The sequence below is a fragment of the Amycolatopsis albispora genome, assembly GCF_003312875.1.
Lineage (GTDB): Bacteria > Actinomycetota > Actinomycetes > Mycobacteriales > Pseudonocardiaceae > Amycolatopsis > Amycolatopsis albispora.
On the sequence record NZ_CP015163.1, the window covers coordinates 4670343 to 4692512 of the forward strand.

26 protein-coding genes, 1 tRNA gene and 1 pseudogene are annotated in these 22170 nt (G+C 70.9%); 12 read left to right on the plus strand and 16 right to left on the minus strand.

Going from position 1 to position 22170, the window contains the following annotated elements; translation table 11 throughout:
* Window positions 1-189: 189 nt before the first annotated feature.
* Entirely contained in the window at window positions 190-540 is a 351-nt protein-coding gene (locus A4R43_RS21930; RefSeq protein WP_113694052.1) for a hypothetical protein, read from the minus strand.
* A gap of 440 nt (window positions 541-980) precedes the next feature.
* On the opposite strand from A4R43_RS21930, the gene A4R43_RS42835 reads away from it, so the two are divergent.
* On the plus strand, window positions 981-1160 hold the full coding sequence (locus A4R43_RS42835) for a hypothetical protein (protein ID WP_162788549.1): 180 nt from the start codon (window positions 981-983) through the stop codon (window positions 1158-1160).
* Window positions 1161-1410: 250 nt separating this feature from the next.
* On the plus strand, window positions 1411-1776 hold the full coding sequence (locus A4R43_RS21935) for a histone-like nucleoid-structuring protein Lsr2 (protein ID WP_113694053.1): 366 nt from the start codon (window positions 1411-1413) through the stop codon (window positions 1774-1776).
* Here the strand turns inward: A4R43_RS21935 and A4R43_RS42840 are convergent.
* Complete coding sequence (locus tag A4R43_RS42840; protein ID WP_162788550.1) at window positions 1759-2130, minus strand: hypothetical protein; 372 nt, start codon at window positions 2128-2130, stop codon at window positions 1759-1761. The two genes, A4R43_RS21935 and A4R43_RS42840, sit on opposite strands and share 18 nt — an antisense overlap.
* Before the next feature lie 24 nt (window positions 2131-2154).
* Between A4R43_RS42840 and fxlM the strand changes: the two genes are divergently transcribed.
* The 4 genes from fxlM to A4R43_RS21955 all read left to right on the plus strand — a co-directional run bounded on the left by fxlM (window position 2155) and on the right by A4R43_RS21955 (window position 4746).
* Window positions 2155-3396 carry a methyltransferase, FxLD system gene (fxlM, locus tag A4R43_RS21940; protein ID WP_113694054.1) on the plus strand — a complete coding sequence of 414 codons (1242 nt, stop codon included), beginning with the start codon at window positions 2155-2157 and terminating at the stop codon, window positions 3394-3396.
* A gap of 161 nt (window positions 3397-3557) precedes the next feature.
* Window positions 3558-3962, plus strand: coding sequence for a hypothetical protein (locus A4R43_RS21945; protein ID WP_162788551.1), 405 nt, complete (start codon window positions 3558-3560; stop codon window positions 3960-3962).
* A 320-nt stretch (window positions 3963-4282) separates the two neighbouring features.
* Window positions 4283-4549, plus strand: coding sequence for a hypothetical protein (locus tag A4R43_RS21950; protein ID WP_113694056.1), 267 nt, complete (start codon window positions 4283-4285; stop codon window positions 4547-4549).
* Entirely contained in the window at window positions 4537-4746 is a 210-nt protein-coding gene (locus A4R43_RS21955; RefSeq protein ID WP_113694057.1) for a hypothetical protein, read from the plus strand. The genes A4R43_RS21950 and A4R43_RS21955 overlap by 13 nt, the downstream gene beginning before the upstream one ends.
* Before the next feature lie 113 nt (window positions 4747-4859).
* On the opposite strand, the gene A4R43_RS21960 is transcribed toward A4R43_RS21955, so the two are convergent.
* From A4R43_RS21960 to A4R43_RS21995, 8 genes and pseudogenes are all read right to left on the minus strand, one after another.
* Window positions 4860-5351, minus strand: coding sequence for a hypothetical protein (locus tag A4R43_RS21960; RefSeq protein ID WP_113694058.1), 492 nt, complete (start codon window positions 5349-5351; stop codon window positions 4860-4862).
* A gap of 28 nt (window positions 5352-5379) precedes the next feature.
* A pseudogene (locus A4R43_RS44780) lies at window positions 5380-6083 on the minus strand (hypothetical protein).
* Between the two features lie 322 nt (window positions 6084-6405).
* Window positions 6406-6478, minus strand: a tRNA-Ala gene (locus tag A4R43_RS21970).
* A gap of 75 nt (window positions 6479-6553) precedes the next feature.
* Window positions 6554-7057 (minus strand): YbaB/EbfC family nucleoid-associated protein, encoded by a 504-nt coding sequence (locus tag A4R43_RS21975; RefSeq protein WP_113694059.1) that lies wholly within the window; start codon window positions 7055-7057, stop codon window positions 6554-6556.
* A 5-nt stretch (window positions 7058-7062) separates the two neighbouring features.
* Window positions 7063-7428 carry a YbaB/EbfC family nucleoid-associated protein gene (locus A4R43_RS21980; RefSeq protein ID WP_236808184.1) on the minus strand — a complete coding sequence of 122 codons (366 nt, stop codon included), beginning with the start codon at window positions 7426-7428 and terminating at the stop codon, window positions 7063-7065.
* Between the two features lie 29 nt (window positions 7429-7457).
* Window positions 7458-8570, minus strand: coding sequence for a C40 family peptidase (locus tag A4R43_RS21985; protein WP_236808185.1), 1113 nt, complete (start codon window positions 8568-8570; stop codon window positions 7458-7460).
* On the minus strand, window positions 8567-8908 hold the full coding sequence (locus tag A4R43_RS21990) for a hypothetical protein (RefSeq protein WP_113694060.1): 342 nt from the start codon (window positions 8906-8908) through the stop codon (window positions 8567-8569). Before A4R43_RS21990 ends, A4R43_RS21985 begins: the two co-directional genes overlap by 4 nt.
* Window positions 8909-8980: 72 nt before the next feature.
* On the minus strand, window positions 8981-9793 hold the full coding sequence (locus tag A4R43_RS21995) for a DsbA family protein (protein ID WP_113694061.1): 813 nt from the start codon (window positions 9791-9793) through the stop codon (window positions 8981-8983).
* Window positions 9794-9879: 86 nt separating this feature from the next.
* Here A4R43_RS21995 and A4R43_RS22000 point away from each other — a divergent pair, with 86 nt between their 5' ends.
* Together A4R43_RS22000 and hrpB are read left to right on the plus strand one after the other, a co-directional pair.
* Window positions 9880-10716, plus strand: coding sequence for a glutamate ABC transporter substrate-binding protein (locus A4R43_RS22000; protein ID WP_113694062.1), 837 nt, complete (start codon window positions 9880-9882; stop codon window positions 10714-10716).
* Entirely contained in the window at window positions 10713-13085 is a 2373-nt protein-coding gene (gene hrpB / locus A4R43_RS22005) for an ATP-dependent helicase HrpB (RefSeq protein ID WP_113694063.1), read from the plus strand. Before A4R43_RS22000 ends, hrpB begins: the two co-directional genes overlap by 4 nt.
* On the opposite strand, the gene A4R43_RS22010 is transcribed toward hrpB, so the two are convergent.
* Window positions 13079-13891, minus strand: coding sequence for an ion transporter (locus A4R43_RS22010; RefSeq protein ID WP_113694064.1), 813 nt, complete (start codon window positions 13889-13891; stop codon window positions 13079-13081). The genes hrpB and A4R43_RS22010 overlap by 7 nt on opposite strands.
* A 133-nt stretch (window positions 13892-14024) precedes the next feature.
* On the opposite strand from A4R43_RS22010, the gene A4R43_RS22015 reads away from it, so the two are divergent.
* The 3 genes from A4R43_RS22015 to A4R43_RS22025 are packed head-to-tail and all read left to right on the plus strand — an operon-like array spanning window position 14025 to window position 16251.
* Window positions 14025-14936, plus strand: coding sequence for an ATP-binding cassette domain-containing protein (locus tag A4R43_RS22015; RefSeq protein WP_113694065.1), 912 nt, complete (start codon window positions 14025-14027; stop codon window positions 14934-14936).
* Window positions 14933-15493 (plus strand): phosphatase PAP2 family protein, encoded by a 561-nt coding sequence (locus A4R43_RS22020; protein WP_113694066.1) that lies wholly within the window; start codon window positions 14933-14935, stop codon window positions 15491-15493. The genes A4R43_RS22015 and A4R43_RS22020 overlap by 4 nt, the downstream gene beginning before the upstream one ends.
* Window positions 15490-16251 (plus strand): ABC-2 transporter permease, encoded by a 762-nt coding sequence (locus tag A4R43_RS22025; RefSeq protein WP_113694067.1) that lies wholly within the window; start codon window positions 15490-15492, stop codon window positions 16249-16251. The genes A4R43_RS22020 and A4R43_RS22025 overlap by 4 nt, the downstream gene beginning before the upstream one ends.
* Here the strand turns inward: A4R43_RS22025 and A4R43_RS44070 are convergent.
* A complete protein-coding gene (locus A4R43_RS44070; RefSeq protein ID WP_113694068.1) occupies window positions 16195-16785 on the minus strand; it encodes a TetR/AcrR family transcriptional regulator in 591 nt (196 codons plus the stop codon). The genes A4R43_RS22025 and A4R43_RS44070 overlap by 57 nt on opposite strands.
* A gap of 57 nt (window positions 16786-16842) precedes the next feature.
* On the opposite strand from A4R43_RS44070, the gene A4R43_RS44075 reads away from it, so the two are divergent.
* Window positions 16843-17973, plus strand: a complete 1131-nt coding sequence (locus A4R43_RS44075; protein WP_113694069.1) for an FAD-dependent monooxygenase — start codon at window positions 16843-16845, stop codon at window positions 17971-17973.
* Here the strand turns inward: A4R43_RS44075 and A4R43_RS22040 are convergent.
* From A4R43_RS22040 to A4R43_RS22055, 4 genes are read right to left on the minus strand one after another with little or no spacing between them, the layout of a single operon-like run.
* Window positions 17946-18599 (minus strand): response regulator, encoded by a 654-nt coding sequence (locus A4R43_RS22040; protein WP_113694070.1) that lies wholly within the window; start codon window positions 18597-18599, stop codon window positions 17946-17948. The two genes, A4R43_RS44075 and A4R43_RS22040, sit on opposite strands and share 28 nt — an antisense overlap.
* Window positions 18596-20164 carry a histidine kinase gene (locus tag A4R43_RS22045; protein ID WP_113694071.1) on the minus strand — a complete coding sequence of 523 codons (1569 nt, stop codon included), beginning with the start codon at window positions 20162-20164 and terminating at the stop codon, window positions 18596-18598. Before A4R43_RS22045 ends, A4R43_RS22040 begins: the two co-directional genes overlap by 4 nt.
* 47 nt (window positions 20165-20211) lie before the next feature.
* Entirely contained in the window at window positions 20212-21456 is a 1245-nt protein-coding gene (locus A4R43_RS22050; RefSeq protein ID WP_113694072.1) for a glycosyltransferase, read from the minus strand.
* The gene (locus A4R43_RS22055; RefSeq protein WP_113694073.1) at window positions 21456-22169 is read right to left on the minus strand and encodes a dienelactone hydrolase family protein; all 714 of its coding nucleotides are present in this window, start codon (window positions 22167-22169) and stop codon (window positions 21456-21458) included. The genes A4R43_RS22050 and A4R43_RS22055 overlap by 1 nt, the downstream gene beginning before the upstream one ends.
* Between the last annotated feature and the right edge of the window lies 1 nt (window position 22170).

A 22170-nucleotide genomic window follows, 5' to 3' on the forward strand; every position in this document is an offset into this window, starting at 1 on the left:
ATCGCCGCCCGACACCCGCCGGCCCGCGGTCCTCCTCGGCTGCCATGGCCACGATCCCTTCCGGCGACACCCCGCCACTACCCGTCAGGGTAGCTGCGCTCCGGGCCAGACTACGCCCCCGTTGACACCGAACGTGCCGAACGAGTGGCACAACGTGAACATCTGGGTTGCTGGCGGGCGGCGGCAGCGTCAGCGGCGGAATCCGCGCTCGGGATCGCGGGTGGGCACGTTGCCGAACTCGCCGAACCACTCCTCGGCCGCGTCGTAGGACAGCGGGACCGGGTGAGCGAGCAGCCCCTCGTAGTCCTTGTCCTGGAACAGAGCGTCCTGCAGGATGCGCCAGTCGAAGTCGAACCGGGAACCCGGGTGCGCGGCCACCAAATCGGCGTGCAGGTCGGGTTCGTCGTGCTGGCACCGTTCGGCATCCTGGATCGCCAGATCCAGGATGCCGAACTCCTCGGCGGTGCACGCCGGGGTGGGGCGTCGCCCGGCAGCCAGATCGCAAGCCAGGTCGTCGAAGGCCCCCGCGTAGCGGCGCAAAACCAGGGATCACGGTCGGCCACGCACGGCGGGATCGTTGCGTCCGCGTCTATTGCGGGCCCACCGCCGACCAGGGGAGTCTGCTCGGCGATGTCGTAGACCTCGTCGGCCAACCTGCCCAGCGCCGCGTCCAACGCGGCGGCGGTGCGGGGAGTGATAACCACCGGCAGGCACACCTCGCAGTCGAAGTCGCGGCACCGAGGGCAGTCGGCGCAATCGTTGCGGCAGGTCCCGCACACCTCGCACCGGCCCGGACAGTTCGTCGTGGTGAACAACCCCGGGCCACGCTCGCGCAAGCCCGGTAGCGCTGCCGCGACCCGCAGGCGCTCCTGCGTGGCACCGATGCGCGCCAGGCAAGGCAGGAGGGCAAGCATCGCGGCGCGCACGTCGTCGGCCACGTCGGCGAGCACGGCGTCGAGCTGGCGTTGGGCGGTGTCGCGGTGCTGCACGATCCCGTTGAGCGCGTCCGCCAGCACGGTCGCGGCTGGGCCCTCGGCCAGCTCGGCGAGTGGTTCGGCCACCGCCCCGTCCTCGCCGACGCGGATACCCAGCACCCGGTGCCCGGTGTCGGAGTGCTCGGGCACGAAACACAGGTAGGTCATGTCGGCGGCCATCGCTGAACCTTCGTCCGAAGTACGTGCCGGTACACCTGAGCATCGCACGCGCGCACTTTCCACCGGCCGCCACGGGGAGCGGGCGCCTCGACCGGCCGCGCTAATCCCTGCCGGGGGCCGCAACGGGGCACGGTTACCCACATCGAGAGCATTAATCGACCAGAGCTAATGTGAATTGTTTCCAGCAGAGGAATTCTTTTAAGAGAAACAATAGAGAAGGACTGGAGGACATTTATGGCAGAAAGTTCGAGTCGACTTGGTCGACGATATCGACGGCAGCGACGCCACGCAGACCGTTCCGTTCACGTTGGACGGCGCGGCCTACGAGATCGACTTGTCCGATGACAACGCCGCACGCTTGCGCGACGAATTCGCGCCCTTCGTCGCGGCGGGACGCCGCACCGGGGGCCGCAAAACACGCTTAACGACACCGAACACCAACGGCACCAAGGTCACCACCGACCGAGAGCACACGCGCGCTGTCCGGGCATGGGCCCGCGACAACGGCTGGCCCATCTCCGACCGGGGCCGCATTCCCAGCGAAGTGCTTGACGCGCACAACCGCGTCCGGCGGGAGGCTCCCGTCGCCAAGTCTCGCTCGCGCTCACGGCGCAAGAAATAGCGAGTTCGCGGCTCGTAACTCCAGAACCGGATCAACCAACAGGCGCGGCGCCTTTCGTGGGTCGATCCGGTTCTCTTTCTCTGCTCGCGCACCTCGGGAAATGGATTCTCCGACATTAACAAGTCGCGCATGCGCCTCGCGCGGAGAAAGTCGCCATGTTCCTACCAGCCGAGCGGCGAGAAACTTTCGGTCCACCCGATCGGGTACGACTCTCGGCAGGTGGATGTCGCGCACCGTGATAGCCGCACGTCGGTACCGCGCTGCTCGGCCGGAGACGGCGCCGGGCGACGAGGGCGCGAGCGTCGTGCCCGGTTTCTTGTCGAGGGTCTGGCTCAGAATCGACGACCACGTCACCTGACACCCTGACGAAAGGCGCTGATGAACGTCACCACCACCGAGATGTCGCCCGAAGCCTTGCGGGAAGCCCTGATCGGCAAAGTCAAGGAGGCCGGGTACGCGCGTAGCGGGGCCGTCGAAGACGCGTCGCGGGCGGTCGAGCGCCACCACTACGTCCCGGACGCCGACCTGGCTGACGCCTACGCGAACGACATCGTGGTCACGAAACGAAGCCTGGACGGCGAGGTGTTGAGTTGTGCCTCGCAGCCCGGCATCGTCGCGCTCCTGCTCGACCAGCTGCGCCCGCAGCACGGTGACCGTGTTCTCGAGATCGGTGCCGGAACCGGATACAACGCGGCACTGCTGGCGCACCTCGTCGGCAAGGAAGGCCACGTCACCGCCATCGACGTGGACGCCGATATCGTCGACTACGCCAGCGAACGCCTCGCCGCCGCCGACATCGGCAACGCCGAGGTCGTGCTCGGCGACGGCGCCCGCGGACACGAGCCCGGCGCACCCTACGACAGGATCATCGCCTCGGTCGGCGCCTACGGGATCCCCGACCGCTGGCTGTCCCAGCTGGCACCCGGCGGACGGCTCGTGGTGCCCCTGCGGATTCGCGGAAGCGTGTCGCGCTCGATCGCGTTCGAGCGATCCCCGGACGGCGGCTGGCGCAGCGCCGAGCACGCGATGTGCGGCTTCGTCCCGCTACGCGGCGGCATCGCCGACGACCCCCGCAGCCGGATCGACCTGACCGGCGACAACACCGTCACACTCCAGTCCCACCAGGACCAGCCCTTCGCCCCCCCCGACCGGCTGACCGGCGTGCTCGACCAGCCCCGCAGCGAGATATGGACCGGGGTCACCTTCGCCCGGATGGAATCCCTGGAATGGATGTACCTCTGGCTCACCTGCGCTCTACCCGGCGGCCTGCGCAGCATGCCAGCGGACCAAGCCGCGATCGACTCCGGCCTCATCACCCCGATGTTCCGCACCGGGATGGCCGTACCCGGCGACGGCGAACTGGCCTACCTCGCCAAGCGTCCCGGCGGCCACGACAGCGAGGGCCACGAGCTCACCGAAACCGGCGTCATCGGGCACAGCCCCCACGGCGGCGAACTGGCAGCCCGCGTCGCCGACGAGATCCGCACCTGGGACCGGGACTTCCGGCACCGCGACGTCCGGTTCGAGATCCCCGCCGACGGCACCGACACCTCCGACCCCACACGCGGCCGGTTCTTCCTCGACCGCCCCCATCAGCCCATCACCGTCATCTGGCAGTAGGCCGAAACAATCTGGCGACGCTCGACCACGCGGGACGACTACTGGACCCACGAGAGGCCGGGACGTTGCATTCCTGCTCGCAGCCTTCGTCCGGTATGGAAGCGTCGGACTTGGCCGATCGCCCGTTCGTGTCGGCGCTGTGGCTGGCTACGGTCCTGGACGTGACCGAAACCGAAGCTGGTGCGCGCCGCAAGCCCAGTGCGCTGGAGCTGATCGCGGAGTGCGTCGTACGGCTGCGGATGACCGATCCCACGGACACGGGGGCCTCGCTCCTGGCAGCGTGGCACGGGTTCGGCATCGCCGAGTCTGCCGGTCGCATGCTGCGTGAGGACAACGACGACGTCACCGCCTCCACGCTGGCGGCGCTCGGCGTCGCACCCCTGCGCGTCATGCCCGGACCCGACGCTGCGGAACTTGCCCTGCTCGCGCGCACGCGCGGCGGATGCAGGCCGACGGCTGCGCCCGTTTCACCGTCTGCTCCGGCGATCACGCCTTCGCTGCCCTCGGCGACGCCGACGCCTCATCGCTCGAAGTCCTTGTCTGGCAAGGACAACCGGTGCCACTGAACTCGCGGCAGTCGCCGACCACGTTCGCCGACTTCCTCGACTGGGCGACGGCGACATCCCGGCCGGACCTGAGGACACCGGCAACATCGCGCGCCTCACGCAGCACCGCGCCGCATCTCGCCCGAAGCGACGGTTTCAAGTGCCGCTGGACGGCCTCGCTACAGGCTTTGTCACCGGCATCGGTATCGCCCTCGGTGCACGGCTCGGCAGCTTGCTCTGGCCCGGCACCCCCGTTGCGGAGCGTCGCCGCACGCCTTAACCGTAAGTGTCGGTGGTTTCACTTATGGTGGGCTCGTGCCGACGTTCACGAACACCTGACCATGCGAGCCGACAACCTTCGCGTCGAACGAGCCACCGTTGCGGCGACCGAACTGTCGCTGTCACGATGCGCGGAGCTCTACATGGCCGTACCCGTCGTCGATCACGGGGCCGACCTGCTTGTCTACCAAGTCGAGCCGTTCCGAGTCGCCCAAATCCAGGTCAAAGGCACAACACGCGGCCTGAAGGTATTCCGGCAGTACAGCCAGAGCCCCATGATCGTGTCCTACGTCCTCGATCTCTCGGTGCCGCGGAGGTGTTCCTGCTGACCGGCGAGCAAGCGTGGAATCTCCCCGACAAGTACATCGCCAGCGGCGGCCGGGCAGGTGATCACCACCCCGACAACGCCACCTACAACTGGCCAAGCCGCACCCGATTGCTGTCCTCGATGCTCGCACAGCATCGGGCCACACCGCGGCGATGGCTCGAGGTGTTCGAGCAGGCCGCCACGCCGACCATTCCGTGATCGCCACGCCAGACAGCTAGTGGTCGTCCTCGATCAGCCGGGCGCGCCACGCGCGTGGGAGCAACCTGGCCAAGGTGCCAACCCAGCCGGGAACGTCGTGCTCGGCAGCGTGATCACGCCACGAGTCCTTGACCGTGGCGCGCGTGCTCTGTTGCGTCGATGGGGGCGGGGTACTGGGTGCCGGGCAGGAAGCGGCCCTTGACGGGGCCGTGCTCAACTCCGGCGGCGCGCAGCGCGCACGACCGGTGCTGGCCGTTGATGAGCTGATCGCCGCCGTCGTCCCATTCGATCGGCTCCACCACCATGATGTGCAGCCAGTGCTGTTCGTCGTCGGTCAACTGGTCGTACTCGGGATGAGCGCGGAAGGTCGGCCGCTCGTCGTCTTCGAGGCCATCGAGGGATTGCCGCAGGATGCGGACGAGTCGTGGCCAGTCGGGTTGGTGGTATGGACATCGCGCCATGACCGGGCGCGCCTCGTCGGAGAGGAAGGCCGCAGCGTGCGCAGCCTGGCGGTTGGGCACGGACCGGGCTTCGGCTTGGACGATCCGGTAGAAGCCGCAGTCGGTCTGGTGATGCGGCCAAGGCAGCGCCTCGAGCCCCTCCACCTCGCCCGCAGCAGCGACGTTGACCAGGTCAGCTCGACAGAGGCCCCACTGAAGCCGACTGAGCCGCAACCGCCGGCCCGTTCACAGCGCGAACCACTGCCACCGGCTCCCGCGATGTCGCCGCGCCGACCCGCAACTCCTCCCGGAGAGTCTCAGCCGAGATAGGCCGCCGACAACGACGCCAATGCTCAGCGTCCGCGCGACGGGCCAGCTCCAAGAGAGTACTATCCAGCTCGCCCGTGAGGCGACATGCGGCACCCGTCGGCTCGACAGATTGAGCGGCTGCTTCCCCAGCCGATCCCTCTTCCACCTGGTGAACCAACGGCTGCGGCACGTCACTCAGGCGCGAAGCAAGTCGGGCCCCGCCTCTGCCCACCCGATCGGCAGGAGCAGGCCAACGGCATCGAATGCCGCTTTACCCCCAGTGGCCGGAGGCCACCGGATCAGCAACGTTCAACAGCAAGGTCACCAAGCTTGCCGCCAGGAGCAGGCGGCGTGCTGGTCGTAAAACGTCGTCGCCAGCGCCCGACAACGCCAGGTGACGAGTACCGGCAAGCAAACCCAGCACCGTCAGATCCACAGCCGGCGCCACCAGCGGAGCCACGTACACCGGCACGCCCAGTTTCAAAGCCAGATTCAAGACGTTGCCGAAGCCGAACAGAAGGTCAACCCGATGACAATCCCCATAGTGACCGTGACAAACCGAGTCACCATCCGCGAGTCGGTGCTCATGCCCCCCGGTGCGGGCAGCCCGAAATCCCCTCCACTACCAAAGTCCCAGTCAATAGCGCCTGATCAGACCCGTTCCCATCCTTCGTGTGCCCCGCCGAAGGCACCAACCTGCGGCCGACACGTCGCGGATGTCTACCCAACTGGGCGACACAGCTGGAGCAGTTCCTGTGACCCCGTTTCGCCCGGATTCGACGGGCTGCTCCAGTTCTGCTCCACCTACTGAACAGTAACTGAAGGACGGCGCGCTCAAAACAAAACTTCGCTGTAACAAAAAAATCGCCTGACCTGCAAATACAGACAGGTCAGGCGATCTTGAAAACTGTGGAGCTAAGGGGACTCGAACCCCTGACCCCCTCACTGCCAGTGAGGTGCGCTACCAGCTGCGCCATAGCCCCGGAGCGAAGGTGAACTCCGCATCTCGTGTGCCTATAAGGTACATGACCCCCGGATGGCCCAGCAAAGGGGGGTCCCTACCGGTCCGACCTCAGCGAAGCCAGGTCGAAGGCGTACACATCGTCATCGTCCTGTGGCGCTCGGCGACTGGGGGCTTCCTGCGCCAGCCGCTGCTCGCGGCGGCGTTGGAACTCCGCCGCGGTCAGGCCGTTGTCGTCGTCGGGGGTGCGGGCGGGGGCCGGCAGGCCCGAGATCTGCTCGATCATCGCCGTGGTTTCGTCGCCTAACAACAGAGCCACCTTGTTGTAGCTGTCCTGCACGGCCTCACGATGGGCCACCTCGGCGACCTCCACGATCAGCGAACCCAGCCGCTCAGCACCCCAGTTCACCGCCGTCGGGGCCAGCCACAGGTGCAGCAGCTTGCCGTGCGCGTCGACGGTCACCTCCATCGTCTGGTCCACGTCGTGCGCGGTGCCCTTCGCCTGCGCCATCATGGCTTCGACCTGCGAAAGTGCTTCCGAACGCGCCCGCGTCTGCTCGATCAGCTGGCGGGTGGTCCGGTGGATGGGCACCTGCTCCATGCCGCTCACCTTCGGTAATCGTCTTCGTCGTCGGGCAGGGGTTCGTACCCCATCGAGCGGATCTGGCCGTCACCGAGCGCGGGCGCCAGGGTGCGGTACATCCGGTCGCCCGCGCGCCGCGTGGCCTGGTTCGCCAGTTCGACGATCTGCTGCGCGATCACTTCCGGCGCGCTGCGCAGTGCATACGGCGTCAGCTTGACGTTCTTGAGCTTGCCACCCGGCACCACCTCGACCGCGATCGCGCCGTCGCCGGTCTGGGCCCGGCCGGTGATCGGCCCGCTGCGCTCGAACTGCGCCCTGGCCCGCTCCCCCGCCTCGTCCATCTCCCGCGCCAGCCGATCGGCCTCCCGGCCGATGTCGAACTCCGCCACTGTCGACCTCCCCGAGTCCACCGCGCAGATTAGCCGGTCGGGCGGTAGAACCCGATGAACGACTGCCCGGCGTTGGTGGTCCGGATCGGCCCCACCTGCACCGGGTCGCCCGCCTCCACCATCTGCCCGTTGCCGATCACCATCGCCACGTGCCCCGACCAGACCACCAGGTCACCCGGCAGCAGCTGGTCGATCGAGGGCACCTCGGCGCCGATGGTCTGCTGGTTCGACTTGCGCGGGATCTCCAGCCCGGCCTCGCCGTACGCGGTCATCGTCAGCCCGCTGCAGTCCAGCCCGACACCCGGCGTCGTACCGCCCCACACGTACGGCACGCCCAGGTTCGACAGCGCCGCCCGGACCGCCTTCGCGGCCGTCTCGTTGGGCGCCTTGACCGTGCTGCCGTCGGGCAGGTTCACGTCCACCCCGGTACCCGGCTGCGGCGGGATCGCGACCGGCAGGCGCGGCTTGCGGACCGAGCCGCCACCACCGCCTCCCCCGCCGCCACCACCGCCACCGCGGCGGCTGCCCTGGGCGTTGAACGACGGCCCGACCTGCGTGCCACCGCTGCTGCCGCCGGTGTCCCCGGTGGACGGCGGCGGCGCGGGCGCCAGCTTGGTCGCGGTCTGGGTGAGCTGGCCCTCGGCGTTGGACGCCACCGTCGCCGACTCGCCGTTGAGGCGGTCCACCTCGGTGATCATCTGCTTGAGGATGTCCGCCGCGGCGGCGTTGCCCTCGCCGTTGGGCCGCGCGCGCTCGATCGCGATCTTCTTCATCGCGTCGTTGATCACCCTGATGATCTCTTCGCGCAGCTGCTTGTTCTGGATGTCGGCGACGTCCAGGATCTCGGCCGCCTCGGCCACCGCCTGCTCGATCTCGGCGCTTTCCTGGAGCAGGTCGTCGACCTCCTTCTCCAGGTTCACCGAGGTCTCGGTGGCGGTGTCGGTGGCCGTGCCCGAGCTGTTCGCCGCCAGGTTCGCGCGCTGCGACGCGACGTTGCCGCGGACCCCGTCCAGCGTGGTGCGCAGCGCCACCTGCCCGTCCTGCGCCGCGCTGATGCCCGCGCTGTTGCGGAGCATCTTCTGCTCGAACTGCTGGTTGGTGTCCAGCCCGGTTCTGAGCACCTGCTCGGTTTCGTAGGTCACGGCAGGTCCTTGCCGATGTTTCTCATGATGTCCCCCTGGTCCCCCTCGACCACCTGGTAGTTGACCGCGGTCTGCCGGGCGGCGTCACCCATCTGCTGCCACTGGCCGCCGAGCCGCGCCACGCGCTCCTGGATGCCGCGCATCCGGCTGGCGTAGGCGCCGGAAAACCCGGTCTCCTGGCCCAGCTCCGAGAAACCGTCACCGTCGATGTCCGCGTGCGGGTCCAGGTGCTTGGCCCCGGCGCCGCGGATGTCCTCCCCCGCCGGATCGATGTGCCGCGCGTAGTTCTCGTAGGCGCCCTCGCCCACGTGAAAACCCTGGCGTGGTGTGCCGTGCACGGATGCCCCCTCCTCGTCCCCCGAGCAGTCCGCGCCCAGCCTAAACCACCGGTTTCGCGCGGTGGAGGGAAATCACGCGGTGGGTGCACCGGAAACGAGCTTGCTGAGCCATTCCGGGTCGGCGGTGTCGACCGGCTTGCCGCCCGCGATCACCGTCGGCGTGCCGAAGCCCTTGCTGCCGTTCGGGAATTCCTGGTGCAGCGACGGGTCCTCGGTGACCCGCTTCAGCTCGGCGTCGAGCTGCTGGTTGTAGGTACCGCTCTCGACGCAGGCCGGGAAAGCGGGCGAGGAAACGCCGACGGCCTGCCCCAGCGCGGTGAGCTGGCCCTTGTCGTAACCGCGCTTGCCCTCCTCGGGCTGCGCGGCGAACAGGCTGTCGTGGAACGGCGTGAAGATGCCCGCGTCGGCCGCGCACAGGCCCGCGTTCGCCGAATCGAGCGAGTAGCCCTCCGGATCGCTCTGCGCGCTCAGCATCGGCACCATGTGCGTGCGCAGCAGGAGGTTGCCCGCCGCGACCTGCTCCTCGATCTGCTTGCCGAAGCGCTTCTGGAACTCACCGCAGGCCGGGCAGAGGAAGTCCGCGTAGACGTCCAGCGTGGCCTTGGCCTCCGGCCTGCCGGAAACGACCACGAGGCCGTCCCGCCGCTCCGGCCAGGCCGGGGCGCCCTGCGCGACGGCCGTGATCGTCTGGCCCTCGGTTTTGTTCTTGTCGGCCTGGTACCAGAAGATGCCGCCGGCCACGGCCGCCACCACCAGCACCACCGCGGCGACCACGCCGATGGTCCGCTTGTCGACGCCCCGCGCGGCCGGAACCGGCTTCGCGGCCTGCTGCCGCTGCTGCTGCTCCTGCCGCCGCTTCCGCGCGGCGCGCTCCGCTCCACCCACTTGCCTCAGTTCCTTTCCCACCGGCGTGACCTGGGTTCTAGGCTATTCAGGCGACCTGAGAACACCGTGAGGTCAGGAGGACGCCGATGCGCGGCAGGCGGGCACTCGCCACCATCGCCGCGCTCGGGTGCACCATGATCAACACCGTCGCCTGCACCACCGCCACCGACGCCGACTCGCTGGTCAAGCGCGCCGACGTCCGCGGGCACCTGACCGTCGGCACCCGCTTCGACCAGCCTGGCATCTCGCAGCGGACGCTCGACGGGCGGCTGGTCGGTTTCGACGTGGAGGTGGCGAAGTACGTGGCGGGCGAGCTGGGCGTGGCGCCGGGCGACATCACCTGGCGCGAGACGGCGACCTCGACCAGGGAGTCGGATCTGGCGTCGAACTCGGTGGACATGGTGGTGGCCACCTACTCGATCACCGAGAAGCGCCGCCAGCAGGTGACCTTCGCCGGGCCGTACTTCGAAACCGGCCAGGACCTGCTGGTCCGCACGCAGACGACGGACATCACCGGGCCCGAGTCGCTCAACGGCAAGCGGCTCTGCTCGACCACCAACACCACCTCCGCCGAGCAGGTCCGCGACCGGTTCGCCCAGCAGACCGAGCTGGTGGAGTACCCGCGCTACCCCGAGTGCGTCAGCGCGCTGCTGGCCGGGCAGGTGGACGCGGTGACCACGGACGCGGTGATCCTGGCCGGGTACGCGGCCCAGCAGCCCGAACTGCTCCGCGTGGTCGGTACGCAGTTCGCGCCCGAGCGTTACGGCATCGGCCTGCGCAAGGGCGACGTCGAGGCGCAGCGCGCGGTCAACGACGCGATCCGCAAGATGATCAGCACCGGCGAGTGGACCAGGGCGTTCGACGCCCACATCGGACCGTCCGGCTATCCGCCGCCCGCGCCGCCCCAGGTCACCGAGCAGTGAGCGCCGAACTGCCGGTCACCGCCGTGCTCGGGGCCCTCGGTGACGCGCTGGCCGAGCACGGGACGGCCGTGCTGGTCGCGCCGCCCGGCACGGGCAAGACCACGCTGGTGCCGCCGTCGCTGGCCGAACGCACCGAGGGCCGGGTCGTGGTGGCCGAACCGCGGCGGCTCGCCGCGCGTGCCGCGGCCGCGCGCATGGCTTCGCTGCTCGGTGAACCCGTCGGCGAGACGGTCGGGTATTCGGTGCGCGGGGATCGCCGTGTGTCGAAGCGGACCAGGATCGAGGTGGTCACCTCGGGCCTGCTGGTGCGCCGCCTGCAGCACGACCCGGAGCTGCCCGGGGTGTCCACCGTGCTGCTGGACGAGTGCCACGAACGCCATCTCGACGCCGACCTGCTGCTCGCGCTGCTCCTGGACGTCCGCGCGGGCCTGCGCGACGACCTGCGGCTGCTGGCCACCTCGGCCACCGTGGCCGCCGACCGGCTGGCCGCGCTGCTGGACGGTCCCGTGCTGACCGCGCACGCCCGCACCTTCCCCGTCGAGCACGTGTACTCGCCGCCGGCGCGCAACGAGCGCATCGAGGCGTGCGTGGCCAGGACCATCCACAAGGCACTGTCCGAAGCGGACGGTGATGTGCTGGCCTTCCTGCCCGGCGCGGCGGAAATCGGCCGGGTGGCGAAGCTGCTGTCCGGGGTGGACGTCTTCCCGCTGCACGGGCGGCTGCCCGCGGCACAGCAGGACGCGGCGCTGCGCCAGGGGAAGAACCGGCGGGTGGTGCTGGCGACCGCCGTCGCGGAGTCGAGCCTGACCGTGCCGGGTGTGCGGATCGTGGTCGACTCGGGCCTGGCCAGGGTGCCGCGGGTCGACCACCGCCGCGGCCTGCCGGGGCTCGCCACGGTGCGGGTGTCGGCGGCGGTGGCCGAGCAGCGGGCTGGGCGAGCCGGGCGTGAGGGGCCGGGCCGCGTGTACCGCTGCTGGGCCCAGCACGAGCAGGCGTCGCTGCCCGCCTATCCGGAACCCGAAATCCGCACCGCCGAACTCGCGCGGCTCGCGCTCGAACTGGCCTGCTGGTCCACTCCGGACGGCAGCGGGCTGGCCTGGTGGGATCCGCCGGGTGAGGGCGCGCTCGCCGCCGGGCAGGCCGTGCTGCGCGCGCTCGGCGCGACGGACGATACCGGCCAGGTCACCGAACGCGGCCGCCGGATGGCCGCGCTCGGCCTGCACCCGCGGCTGGCCAGGGCGCTGCTCGACGGCGCGCGTGAGGTCGGCTCCCGGTCGGCGGCCGAGGTGGTCGCCCTGCTGGACAACGGCGCGTCACTGACCGATGTGGACGCCGAACTGCGCCGCCTCCGCGACGCCGGCGACCAGCGCTGGCGGCGGGAGGCACAGCGGCTGGCGAAGCTGGTCGACGGCGGGCCGGAGAAGCCGGACTCCGCGCTGGTGGTCGCGCTAGCGCACCCCGAACGACTCGCCCGCCGCCGCGCCGCCGGCTCGCCGGTCTACCTGATGGCCGGGGGCACCGCCGCCGAACTCGGCCCAGGTAGCGGACTCACCGACGCGGAATGGCTGGCGATCGGCGAGGCGACCCGGGATCCCGGGCGCACCAACGGAATCATCCGGCTCGCCGCACGTGCCGACGCCGAGCTGGCCGAGACCGCCGGCGCGCACCTGCTGTCCGAATCGGACGAAGTGCGCTGGGCGGACGGTGACCTCGTCGCCCGCCGGGTGCGCCGCCTCGGCGCGATCGTGCTCAGCGAACGGCCGTTGCGTGACCCCGATCCGGCGCTGGTGCACGAAGCCGTGCTGGACGGCCTGCGGCGAGACGGGCTCGGCCTGCTGAAGTGGACGGAGGACGCGACGCGGTTGCGGCAGCGGCTGGACTTCCTGCACCGCGCCATCGGTGATCCGTGGCCAGAACCCACCGACGAGGCCATTCTGTCCACTGTGGACCTGAGTGCCGTGCGGAAGCGCGCCGACCTGGCACGTATCGACGCCGAAACCGCGGTGCGAGCGCTGCTGCCGTGGCCGGAGGCGGCCAAACTGGACGAACTGGCACCGGACCGGCTCGAAGTGCCGTCCGGGTCGAGGATCCGCGTCGACTACCGCGAGGATCCGGTGCTGGCGGTCAAGCTGCAGGAAACCTTCGGCTGGCGCGAAACCCCGAAGCTCGCCGGTGGGCGGGTGCCGGTGGTGCTGCACCTGCTCTCGCCCGCCGGGCGCCCGGCCGCGGTGACCGCCGACCTGGAGTCGTTCTGGCGCAACGGGTACCACGCCGTGCGTGCCGACCTGCGTGGCCGCTACCCGCGGCACCCCTGGCCGGCGGACCCGACGACCGCCGAACCCACCCGGCGCACCAAACCCCGTCAGTGATGTTGCTGATGGTGGTACAAGCCCTGCGGTGGCGCGGGTAGTTCCTTGGCGAGGCGTTCGTCGTCGCCGCTTTCCTCGTGCAGGCCCAGTTGCACCGCCTTGCGGATCTGCTCGCGGTTTTCCCGCACCACGTGGGCGAAGAAGTCGTCGATGCGCGGATCGGTGAGCACTTCGAGGGTGATCCGCATGACCGTGTCCACCACGGTCCGCACGATCTCGTCGTGGAACGGCAGCTTGGAGAACCGGCCCGCCTGCGGGTCCTCCTTCATCTTCTCGGTGACGATCTGCCGCAGCATCTCGCGGTTCTCCCCGAGCGAACGCGCCAGGTTCTGCGGGTAGTTCCCGGTTTCCAGCACCTTGACCACCTCGTCCAGCACGGCCACCGTGATCGGCTTCTTGATCGCCAGCACGATCGGCCTGGACAGCCGTTCCACCAGCCGCTGGGTGAACTTCTCGCCGAACGCGCGATCGGCCGTCCGCGCCAGGCGCACCACCACCACGACGATCCGCAGCAGCCGGAACCCGCGCAGCGCCGGGTGCGCCACCGGGATCATGCCGAGCACCTCGTACCAGTTGCGCAAGGGGAACCACCGCTCCCAGCCGGCCTTGCGCCACCGCCACAGGAACTCGACGAAGAACACGCCGCAGATGCACGTGTCGATCACGAAGATGGTGTGCGCGGTCCGGTCGGAGTGCGGCCAGAACATCACGTAGACCAGCAGTCCGACCGAGACGATCGCCAGCACCAGCATGGCCAGGTCCACCGGGGCGACCCGGCGCCGCCGGGTCGTGCCGCTCGCCGTCATGGCCGCATTCTGCCTGCCCGGCCGCGGCCCCGCCGAACGAACCCTGCCGAAAGTAGGGGTCGATCCCTGCCCTGCGCCCACTGCCCGGTGCACCCCGCCCGCGCGAACCTCGGTGCCGGACAAGGGAGGAAACATGATCACGCTTCGCGGCCTGACGAAGCGCTACGGCGAGAAGACCGTGGTGGACAACCTGAGCCTGGACGTGGCCACCGGCCGGGTGACCGGCTTCCTCGGCCCGAACGGCGCCGGGAAGTCCACCACCATGCGGATGGTGCTCGGGCTCGACCACCCGAGCGGGGGCCACGCGCTGGTGAACGGCAAGCCGTACCGCGAGTTGCGCCACCCGCTGCGCGAGATCGGCGCGCTGCTCGACGCCAAGGCACTGCACCCCGGCCGCACCGCGAGGTGGCACCTGCTGGCGATGGCCCGCAGCAACGCCATCCCGGACCGCCGGGTGGACGAGGTGCTCGCCACCGTCGGGCTGACCGAGGTGGCCGGCAAGCGCGCGGGCACCTTCTCGCTCGGCATGGGGCAGCGGCTCGGCATCGCGGGCGCGCTGCTCGGTGATCCCGGCATCCTGATGTTCGACGAGCCGGTGAACGGGCTCGACCCGGACGGCGTGCGCTGGGTGCGGCAGCTGATGCACTCGCTCGCCGACGAGGGGCGCACGGTTTTTGTCTCCAGCCACCTGATGAGCGAGATGCAGCTGACCGCACACGAGCTGGTGGTGATCGGCAGGGGACGGCTGCTGGCGAACGCGCCGGTGGCGGAGTTCATCGCGGGCAACTCGCGCACCGCGGTGCTGGTGCGGGTACCCCGGCCCGCCGACCGGCAGCGGCTGGCCAGGCGGCTGCACGCCGACGGACTGTCCATTGAGGACGACAACGGCGTGCTGGTGGTGCCCGGTGCTTCCGTGCGGCAGGTGGGCGACGTGGCCCACGACCTCGGTGTGCTGCTGCACGGCCTGGCCGAACGCACGGCTTCGCTGGAGCAGGCGTACCTGGAGCTGACCGCGAGTTCGGTCGAATACGGGGTGCCCGCGTGAGCCGCGAACTCTACGACCTGGTCACCGGGCTCGCCGCCGACAGCCCCTGGCTGGTCCAGGCGCTGTTCGAGGTCGGCACGAACGGTGCCGTTCTCGCGCTGATGGCGCTCGCGTGCCTGCTCTGCCGGCGGGCCAGGGCCGACCGCCACGTGCTGGCGTCGGTCCTGCTCACCGCGGTCGCGACGGCGATCGCCTACCTGCTCAGCGAACTGCTGAAGCTGCTCGTCGCGCAGGACCGCCCGTGCCGCGGCTCGACGGTCGCGCTGGAGGCCTGCCCGCCGGTCGGCGACTGGTCGTTCCCCAGCAACCACACGGTCATCGCCACCGCCATCACCACCGGTCTGCTGACCCTGTGGCGCCGCCACCCCGGCACCGCCGCGCTCGCCGTCCTGCTCGCCGCCTTCGCCGGGTTTTCGCGGGTTTTTGTCGGCGTGCACTACCCGCACGACGTGCTGGCCGGGATCGCGCTCGGCGCGGTGGTCGCGCTGGCCGTGGTGCTGCCGTTCCGCGCGCTCGCCGCCGAGCGCGTTCCCAGCTTTTCGAGGAGCCGTACATGAACCCCGCGAACCACACCGTCCACGCCGAATGGACCAAGTTCCACTCCGTCCGCTCGACCTGGTGGAGCGTGGCCACCACGGTGGTGCTGATGATCGGTTACGCCGGGCTGGCCGCGCTTTCGGTCCGGCTCGGCGGTGACGAGGGGCTGACCGCGCAGGGCGCCGTGGTCGGCGGCACCTTCTACCTCGGGCAGTTCGCCGTGGTCACGCTCGCCACGCTGGTGATCACCAGCGAGTACGCCACCGGCTCGATCCGGGCGACGCTGCAGTGGATGCCCCGGCGCGGTGGGGTGCTGCTGGCCAAGGCGGCCGTGCTGGCGCCGGTGGCGTTCGTGCTCGGCGTGCTCTGCGCGGGCGTCGGAGTGGCGATCGCCATTCCGCTGATCGACGGTTACGGCCCGCCGACGTCGGCGGGCGGCGCGGTGCAGACCACGCTGGCGACGGGTGGTTACTTCGCCCTGCTCAGCCTGTTCTGCCTCGGCGTCGGCACGGCACTGCGCAGCACGGCGGGCACCATCACGGTGGTCACGCTGATCCTGCTGATGGTGCCGATCCTGCTCGGCGGGCTCGGCCTGGACGCGGTGACGCAGTTCTTCCCCGGTCTCGCCGGCACCAACGCGATGGTCTCGGGGGTGAGCCCGGTGCTCGGGCTGCCCATGCCCTACCCGTCCTGGCTGGGGCTGCCGATCTGCGCGGTCTGGTCAGCGGGGGCGCTGGCGCTCGGGCACGTCCTCCTGCGCAAGCGCGATGCCGCGTAGGACCTCCTCGCTCGACCGCTCCAACTCGGCCAGCGTGGGCGGCTCGGCGGCGCCGGTACCGGCCAGCGAGTCGAACAGGACGCCCTCGCACCAGGCCATCATCAGGCGCGCGTGGCGCTCGGGTTCCGGCGACCCGAGCGCCACCATGCTCGCCTTGAGCTGCGCCCGGTACTTCGCGCCGATCCGGTCGTAGATCTCCCGCAGCACCGGCCGCCGGGTGGCCTCCAGCGCGAACTCGTACCGCGCGAGCGTGCGCGTGCGGCCCGTGGTGATCGACGCGTGCAGGAAGCCAGCGGTGAGCTTGGCCACCGACACGGGTTCCTGGACCTCCGGCAGCTCGACCTCGTCCAGCTCGGCCATCCGGGTCAGCGCCAGCTCCAGCAGCGCCTCCCTGGTCCGCGCGTAGTAGGAGGTGGACCCGGCGGGCAGCGCGGCCGCGGTGTCGACCGCGCGGTGGGTCAGCCCGCGCATGCCCTGCTCGGCCAGCACCTCGATCGCCGCGTCCCCGAGCACCGCGACGCGTTCCGCCACCATCACCGCTCCCTCTATAGGTGTAGAGTCAGAGTCACTACAGACGTAGAGGAGTAGATCATGCGCGGCACGGCGCTGGTGGCCGGTGGCGGGATCGGCGGCTTGTCCGCGGCGATCGGCCTGCGCAAAGCGGGCTGGGAGGTGCGGGTGCTCGAACGCGCGCCCGAGTTCACCGCGGTCGGCGCCGGGATCAGCCTGTGGCCGAACGCGCTGCGCGCGCTCACCGAACTCGGCCTCGGCCCGCGGCTCGACCCGCTGCTCACCCCGCAGACCTCGGGCGGTCTGCTCGACCAGGACGGGCGCTGGCTGACCCGGTGGGACGCGGCGGTGTTCGAACGCGCGCTGGGCCGCCCGCTGGTCGGCATCCACCGCGCCCACCTGCTCGAACTGCTGCTCGACGCGCTGCCGGACGACTGCCTCGAGCCGGGCACCACGGTCGGCTCCGCCGCCGAGCTGGACGCGGACCTGGTGGTCGGCGCGGACGGCATTCACAGCCGCCTGCGCGCCGAACTGCACCCCGGCCACCCGCAGCCGGTCTACACCGGGACCACCGCCTTCCGGGGGGTCACCGCGCGCACCGACGACGTCAAGCTCGGTGTCACCATGGGGCCGGGTGTCGAACTCGGCGTGGTCCCGCTCGCCGGCGGCGACGTGTACTGGTACGCCGCGGTGAGCGCCCCGGAAGGCTCCACTGTGGACGATCCGAAGGCGTACCTGCTCGACCGGTTCACCGGCTGGCGGTCGAAGGTGCCCGACCTGGTCGCCCGCACGGAAACCGTGCTGCACCACGACATCCACTGGCTGGCCGAGCCGTTGCCGTGCTACGTCGGCGGCAACGTGGCACTGCTCGGCGACGCCGCCCACGCCATGCCGCCGTTCCTCGGTCAGGGCGGCTGTCAGTCCATTGAGGACGCCGTGGTGCTGGCCGCGGCCGCCGCACGCCACGACAGCGTGGCCGCCGTGCTGGCGCACTACGACCGCGAACGACGGCCACGCAGCCAGCGCATCGCCCGCAACTCGGCCAGGATGGGCCGGTTCGGGCAGCAGCTCGAGCATCCACTCGCCGTGCGGGCACGCAACACGCTGGTCCGCCTGCTGCCGGTGAGCCTGAGCGTGCGCGGCTCGATCAGGATGTCCGACTGGACGCCACCGCGGATCGGCGCTCAGTCCCCGACGAGCCCGGCCTCGTAGGCCACGATCGCCGCCTGCACCCGGTTCTTCGCGCCCAGCCTGCTCAGGATCGTGCTGACGTAGGCCTTGACCGTGCCCTCCACCACGAACAACTTGCCCGCGATGTCCGCATTGGACATTCCGGCCCCGACCAGCGCCAGCACCTCGCGCTCGCGGCCGGTCAGCCCGGCGATCTGCTCGCGGGCCGCGGCCGCCCTGGTGAGGCGCTCACCGGACAGCTGCGCGATCACCCGGTGGGCCACCTTCGGCGACAGGAACGCGGCCCCGTCCGCCACCGCGCGCACCCCGGCCACCAGTTCCCGCGGATCACCGGACTTGAGCAGGAACCCGCCCGCCCCGGCGGCCAGCGCGCGGCCGATGTACTCGTCCTCGGAGAAGGTGGTCAGCATGATCACCGCGGTTTCCGGGACCAGCCGCCGGATCTGCTCGGCGGCGGACAGCCCGTCGAGGTTCGGCATGCGGATGTCCAGCAGCGCGACGTCGGGCCGCACCGAGCGCACCCGCTCCACCGCCTCCCGGCCGTCGGCGGCCTCGGCCACCACCTCGATCTGCTCGTCCGACGCCAGGATCGCGGCCACACCGGCCCTGATCATCGGCTCGTCGTCGGCCACCAGCACGCGGATCAACGCTGCTCCTCCTCGTCGGCGATCAGGTCCTTGCCGGCCAGTCTGCCGTCGCGGAAGCACAGCCGGTACGCGTGGTCGCTGAACTCCAGCAGGCCCTCGTCGGTGCCGTAGTACTCGCAGACCGCGCCATCGGGCACCGGCGGCTCCGGCAGTTTCGCGCGGTACTGCTTCTGGCGTGACGGCAGCACCGCGGCCAGGTCGGCGCGCTGCTGCCCGGGTTCCATGCGGTGGTAGGCGGTCGCGTCGAGCTTCGAGGTGAACCAGTCGTGCGTGTAGAACACCGCGCTGACCCCGGCGAACACCGCCAGCAATGAAATCGGCACGCCGAGCCCGACCAGGAGCGTGCGGTTCGCCTGGCGGCGCCCGAGGTCGAGCGCGCGGGCCGCCTCGGACCGTTCGGCTTCGGTCGCCGTGCTGTCGGCCATCGGCGCGGCGTCGTGCGGCAGCCGTGCGCGCACCTCGAACCCGTGCGGTCCCGGCCCGGCTTCGAGCGTGCCGCCGACCAGCCGCACGCGCTCACGCAGGCCGGTCAGCCCGCGACGGCCGCCCGGACGACCGGGCAGCGGCCCGGCGGGTGGCGGGTCGTTGCGCACGGACACCACGGTTTCGCCGTCGGCGTGGTGGACGCGCACCGCCGCGGCGGCTCCCGGCGCGTGCTTGGCCACGTTGGTCAGCGCTTCCTGCACCACGCGGTAGGCCGCGCGGTCGACCATCGGCGGCACGTCCTCGGCGAGCGCCAGGTCGGCGCTGATCCGCAGGCCGGACGCGCGCGCCCGCTCGACCAACGCGGCGATGTCCTCGCCGACGGGTTCCATCGGCGCGGTCTCGTCCTCGCGCAGCATGCCGATGATCTCGTGCAGCCGCTCGGTGGCCACGCCCGCGCTCTGCCGCAGCGCCCCCGCCTCCGCCCGCCGCCGTTCGGACAGCTCCGGCGCCATTTCCAGCGCACCGGCCCGCAACGCCAGCAGGCTCAGCTCGTGCCCGAGCGAGTCGTGCATGTCGGCCGCGATCCGCGCGCGCTCACGCAGGCGCGCCTCCTCGGCGACGATCCGCTGCTGGGTCTCCAACTGCTCGGCGCGTTCCCAGCCGTTGCGCACCAGGTCCTCGCGCAACCGGAAGTACCGGCCCAGCTGCCAGGTGAACCCCGCCGCGCAGACCATGGTGGCCACCATCGTGCCCCAGCCGGCCACGCCGTCCGCGCTGACCACCAGCGCGACCGGCAGGCCCACCAGCGCGGCCCCGGCGAAGACCACCAGCGCGGGCCGCAGTTCCCCGGCCCGGCGCCCGGCGAAGAAGCCGACCACGATCATCAGCAGGATCGGCCACAACGGCACGCGCCCGCCGAAGTTGAACAGCACACCGGTGCTCGAAACGCAGGCCACGGCCAGCGCGACCAGCGGCAGCCGCCAGGCCGTCGCCATCGCCACGGTGATCGCGACCAGCCCCGCGATCAGCTCGGCCGGGAACTCCGCGGTCCGGCTCTCGTAGGTCAACAGCGCGCACAGCAGCGCCCAGACGAGCACGTCGAGCAGCCGCCCCCACCTGCCGCGTTTCTCGTCCCGCACGCCGCGAACGCTACTGGCCGCCGAGCCGGCCGCAACACTGCCGAAAGTCAACTCATCCGGCGTTCGAGCACCTCGACGGCTTCGGCCGCACCACCCTCGGCGTTGATCAGTTCACCCAGTTCGGCGGCGCGTGCCGCGTACGCCGGTTCGGTGGTCACCGCGCGCAGTGCGGCAGCGAGCTGGTCCTCGGCCAACTCGCCGTACGGGATCGGCGCCGGGCTCACGCCCAGACCGTGCAGCCGGGCGGCCCACATCGGCTGCTCGACGTCCATCGGGATGCCGACCTGCGGACGACCGGCGGCGGCCGCCGCCGAGCTGGTGCCCGCGCCGCTGTGGCTGACCACCGCGGCCACCCTCGGGAACAGCCAGTCGTAGGGCACCTGGTCGACCACAAGCACGTCGTCGGGGACCTCGTCCACCGCCAGCCCGCCCCAGCCAGCGACCAGGATCGCCCGCACCCCGGCCTGGCGAACGGCCGCGAGCACCGTGCGTGCCGTTCTGGCCGGATCCGCGCCGACCAGGCTGCCGAAGGTGACGCACACCGGCGGCTCGCCCGCGTCGAGGAAGGCGGTCAGCTCGGCGGGCGGCGTCCACTCGGCACTCGCCGGAAGGAACCAGTACCCCGTGGTGTGCACCGAATCCGGCCAGTCGGCGGGCGGTGGCACCACGTGCCTGCTGAACGCGTTCAGCACGGTGACGTGCTCACCACGCGGGTCGCGGAGGAAGTCGTGACGGCCACGGCGCTTGGGCAGGCCGAGCGAGCCGCGCCAGTCGTCGATGGTGCCGCGCAGCGCGAGCCCGGCGAGCCCGTCGAGGCGGTAGGTGAGCCGGTTGAGCGCCTTCGGCAGGCGGACGGGCGCGGTCGCGCACGGGAACTCGCCGGTCGGCACGTTGGTCGGGAACAACGACGCCAACACCGACGGCACGCCCAGCTTCTCGGCGAGGTGGTGCCCGGCGGTGATCGGGTGGTGCACGATCACGTCCGCGCCGTCGGCGGCCGCCGACCAGCTGTCGTCCAGCGCCTCGCGGGCCGCCGCCTTGACCGCCCGCAACGAGCGCGCGACCGCGCCGGCGCCCTTGCCGCTGTCCCTGGCCCGCCGCACCTCGTCGGTGTCGACGGCCTCGATCAGCGCGTCGGTGATCGGCCGGTATTCGAGGTCACCGGCCAGTTTCGCGGACCGGGCCGGTCCGGCGAGCCGGACACCGTGCCCGGCCGCGCGCAACGCCTCGGCCAGCGCGACGAACGGCTGCACGTCCCCCTGTGACCCGTAGGTCAGCAGCAGCGCGTCCATCAGGCGGTGGTGACGCTGACGAAGTCGAGCACCTGCGGCCAGGACAGCCGGTAGGCGTGGAGATTGACCTCGTTGCCGTGCCGGGTCCGGTTGCTGAAGCCGTGCTCGGCGCCCGGGTAGTGGTGGATGATGCTCGCCCCGGTCTCGCGGCCCTGGAGCGCGGCTTGCAGTTCGGCGAAGCGCTCGTGCGGCACCAGCGAATCAGCGCCCGGGTACAGCATCATCACCGGCGCCTTGATCCGCGCGGTGTGCGCGACGGCGTCCACGGTGTGGTTTGGCGGGGTCTCGCCGGGCACCGTCGGGTGGTAGGCGACCGCGTTGGCCAGGCGGTCGTCCTGACCGGCGAGGATCAGCGCGTACCGGCCGCCGAGGCACCAGCCGATCACGCCCGCCTTGGTGCAGCCCAGCTCGCCGAGCAGGTGGTCGAGCAGGCGGGTCTGCTCGGCGAGCGAGTTCTCGTCGTCCAGTGCGGCCAGCAGTTCCTGGAGGCGTTCGATCGGGGTGTCGTCGCTGCTGGGGCCGTGCCAGACGTCCCAGGTCAGCGCGGTGATCCCGCGTTCGGCGAGTTGGTGGGCGTACTCCCGGACCTGCGCACCGATGCCGGTGATCATCGGGAGCAGCAGCATGCCGCTCGCGCTCCCGCCCTCCGGACGGGCCAGGTAGGCCGACAGCGGGCCGACGGACACGGTCGAAGTCTCGATCTCCGGTGCCATG

Coding starts and splice junctions, on each gene's coding strand:
- fxlM (WP_113694054.1), top strand. CDS start 2,155: ATGAACGTCACCACCACCGAGATGTCGCCCGAAGCCTTGCGGGAAGCC.
- A4R43_RS21950 (WP_113694056.1), top strand. CDS start 4,283: ATGCGAGCCGACAACCTTCGCGTCGAACGAGCCACCGTTGCGGCGACC.
- A4R43_RS21975 (WP_113694059.1), bottom strand. CDS start 7,057: ATGGAGCAGGTGCCCATCCACCGGACCACCCGCCAGCTGATCGAGCAG.
- A4R43_RS22000 (WP_113694062.1), top strand. CDS start 9,880: ATGCGCGGCAGGCGGGCACTCGCCACCATCGCCGCGCTCGGGTGCACC.
- A4R43_RS22010 (WP_113694064.1), bottom strand. CDS start 13,891: ATGACGGCGAGCGGCACGACCCGGCGGCGCCGGGTCGCCCCGGTGGAC.
- A4R43_RS22015 (WP_113694065.1), top strand. CDS start 14,025: ATGATCACGCTTCGCGGCCTGACGAAGCGCTACGGCGAGAAGACCGTG.
- A4R43_RS22025 (WP_113694067.1), top strand. CDS start 15,490: ATGAACCCCGCGAACCACACCGTCCACGCCGAATGGACCAAGTTCCAC.
- A4R43_RS44070 (WP_113694068.1), bottom strand. CDS start 16,785: ATGGTGGCGGAACGCGTCGCGGTGCTCGGGGACGCGGCGATCGAGGTG.
- A4R43_RS44075 (WP_113694069.1), top strand. CDS start 16,843: ATGCGCGGCACGGCGCTGGTGGCCGGTGGCGGGATCGGCGGCTTGTCC.
- A4R43_RS22050 (WP_113694072.1), bottom strand. CDS start 21,456: ATGGACGCGCTGCTGCTGACCTACGGGTCACAGGGGGACGTGCAGCCG.
- A4R43_RS22055 (WP_113694073.1), bottom strand. CDS start 22,169: ATGGCACCGGAGATCGAGACTTCGACCGTGTCCGTCGGCCCGCTGTCG.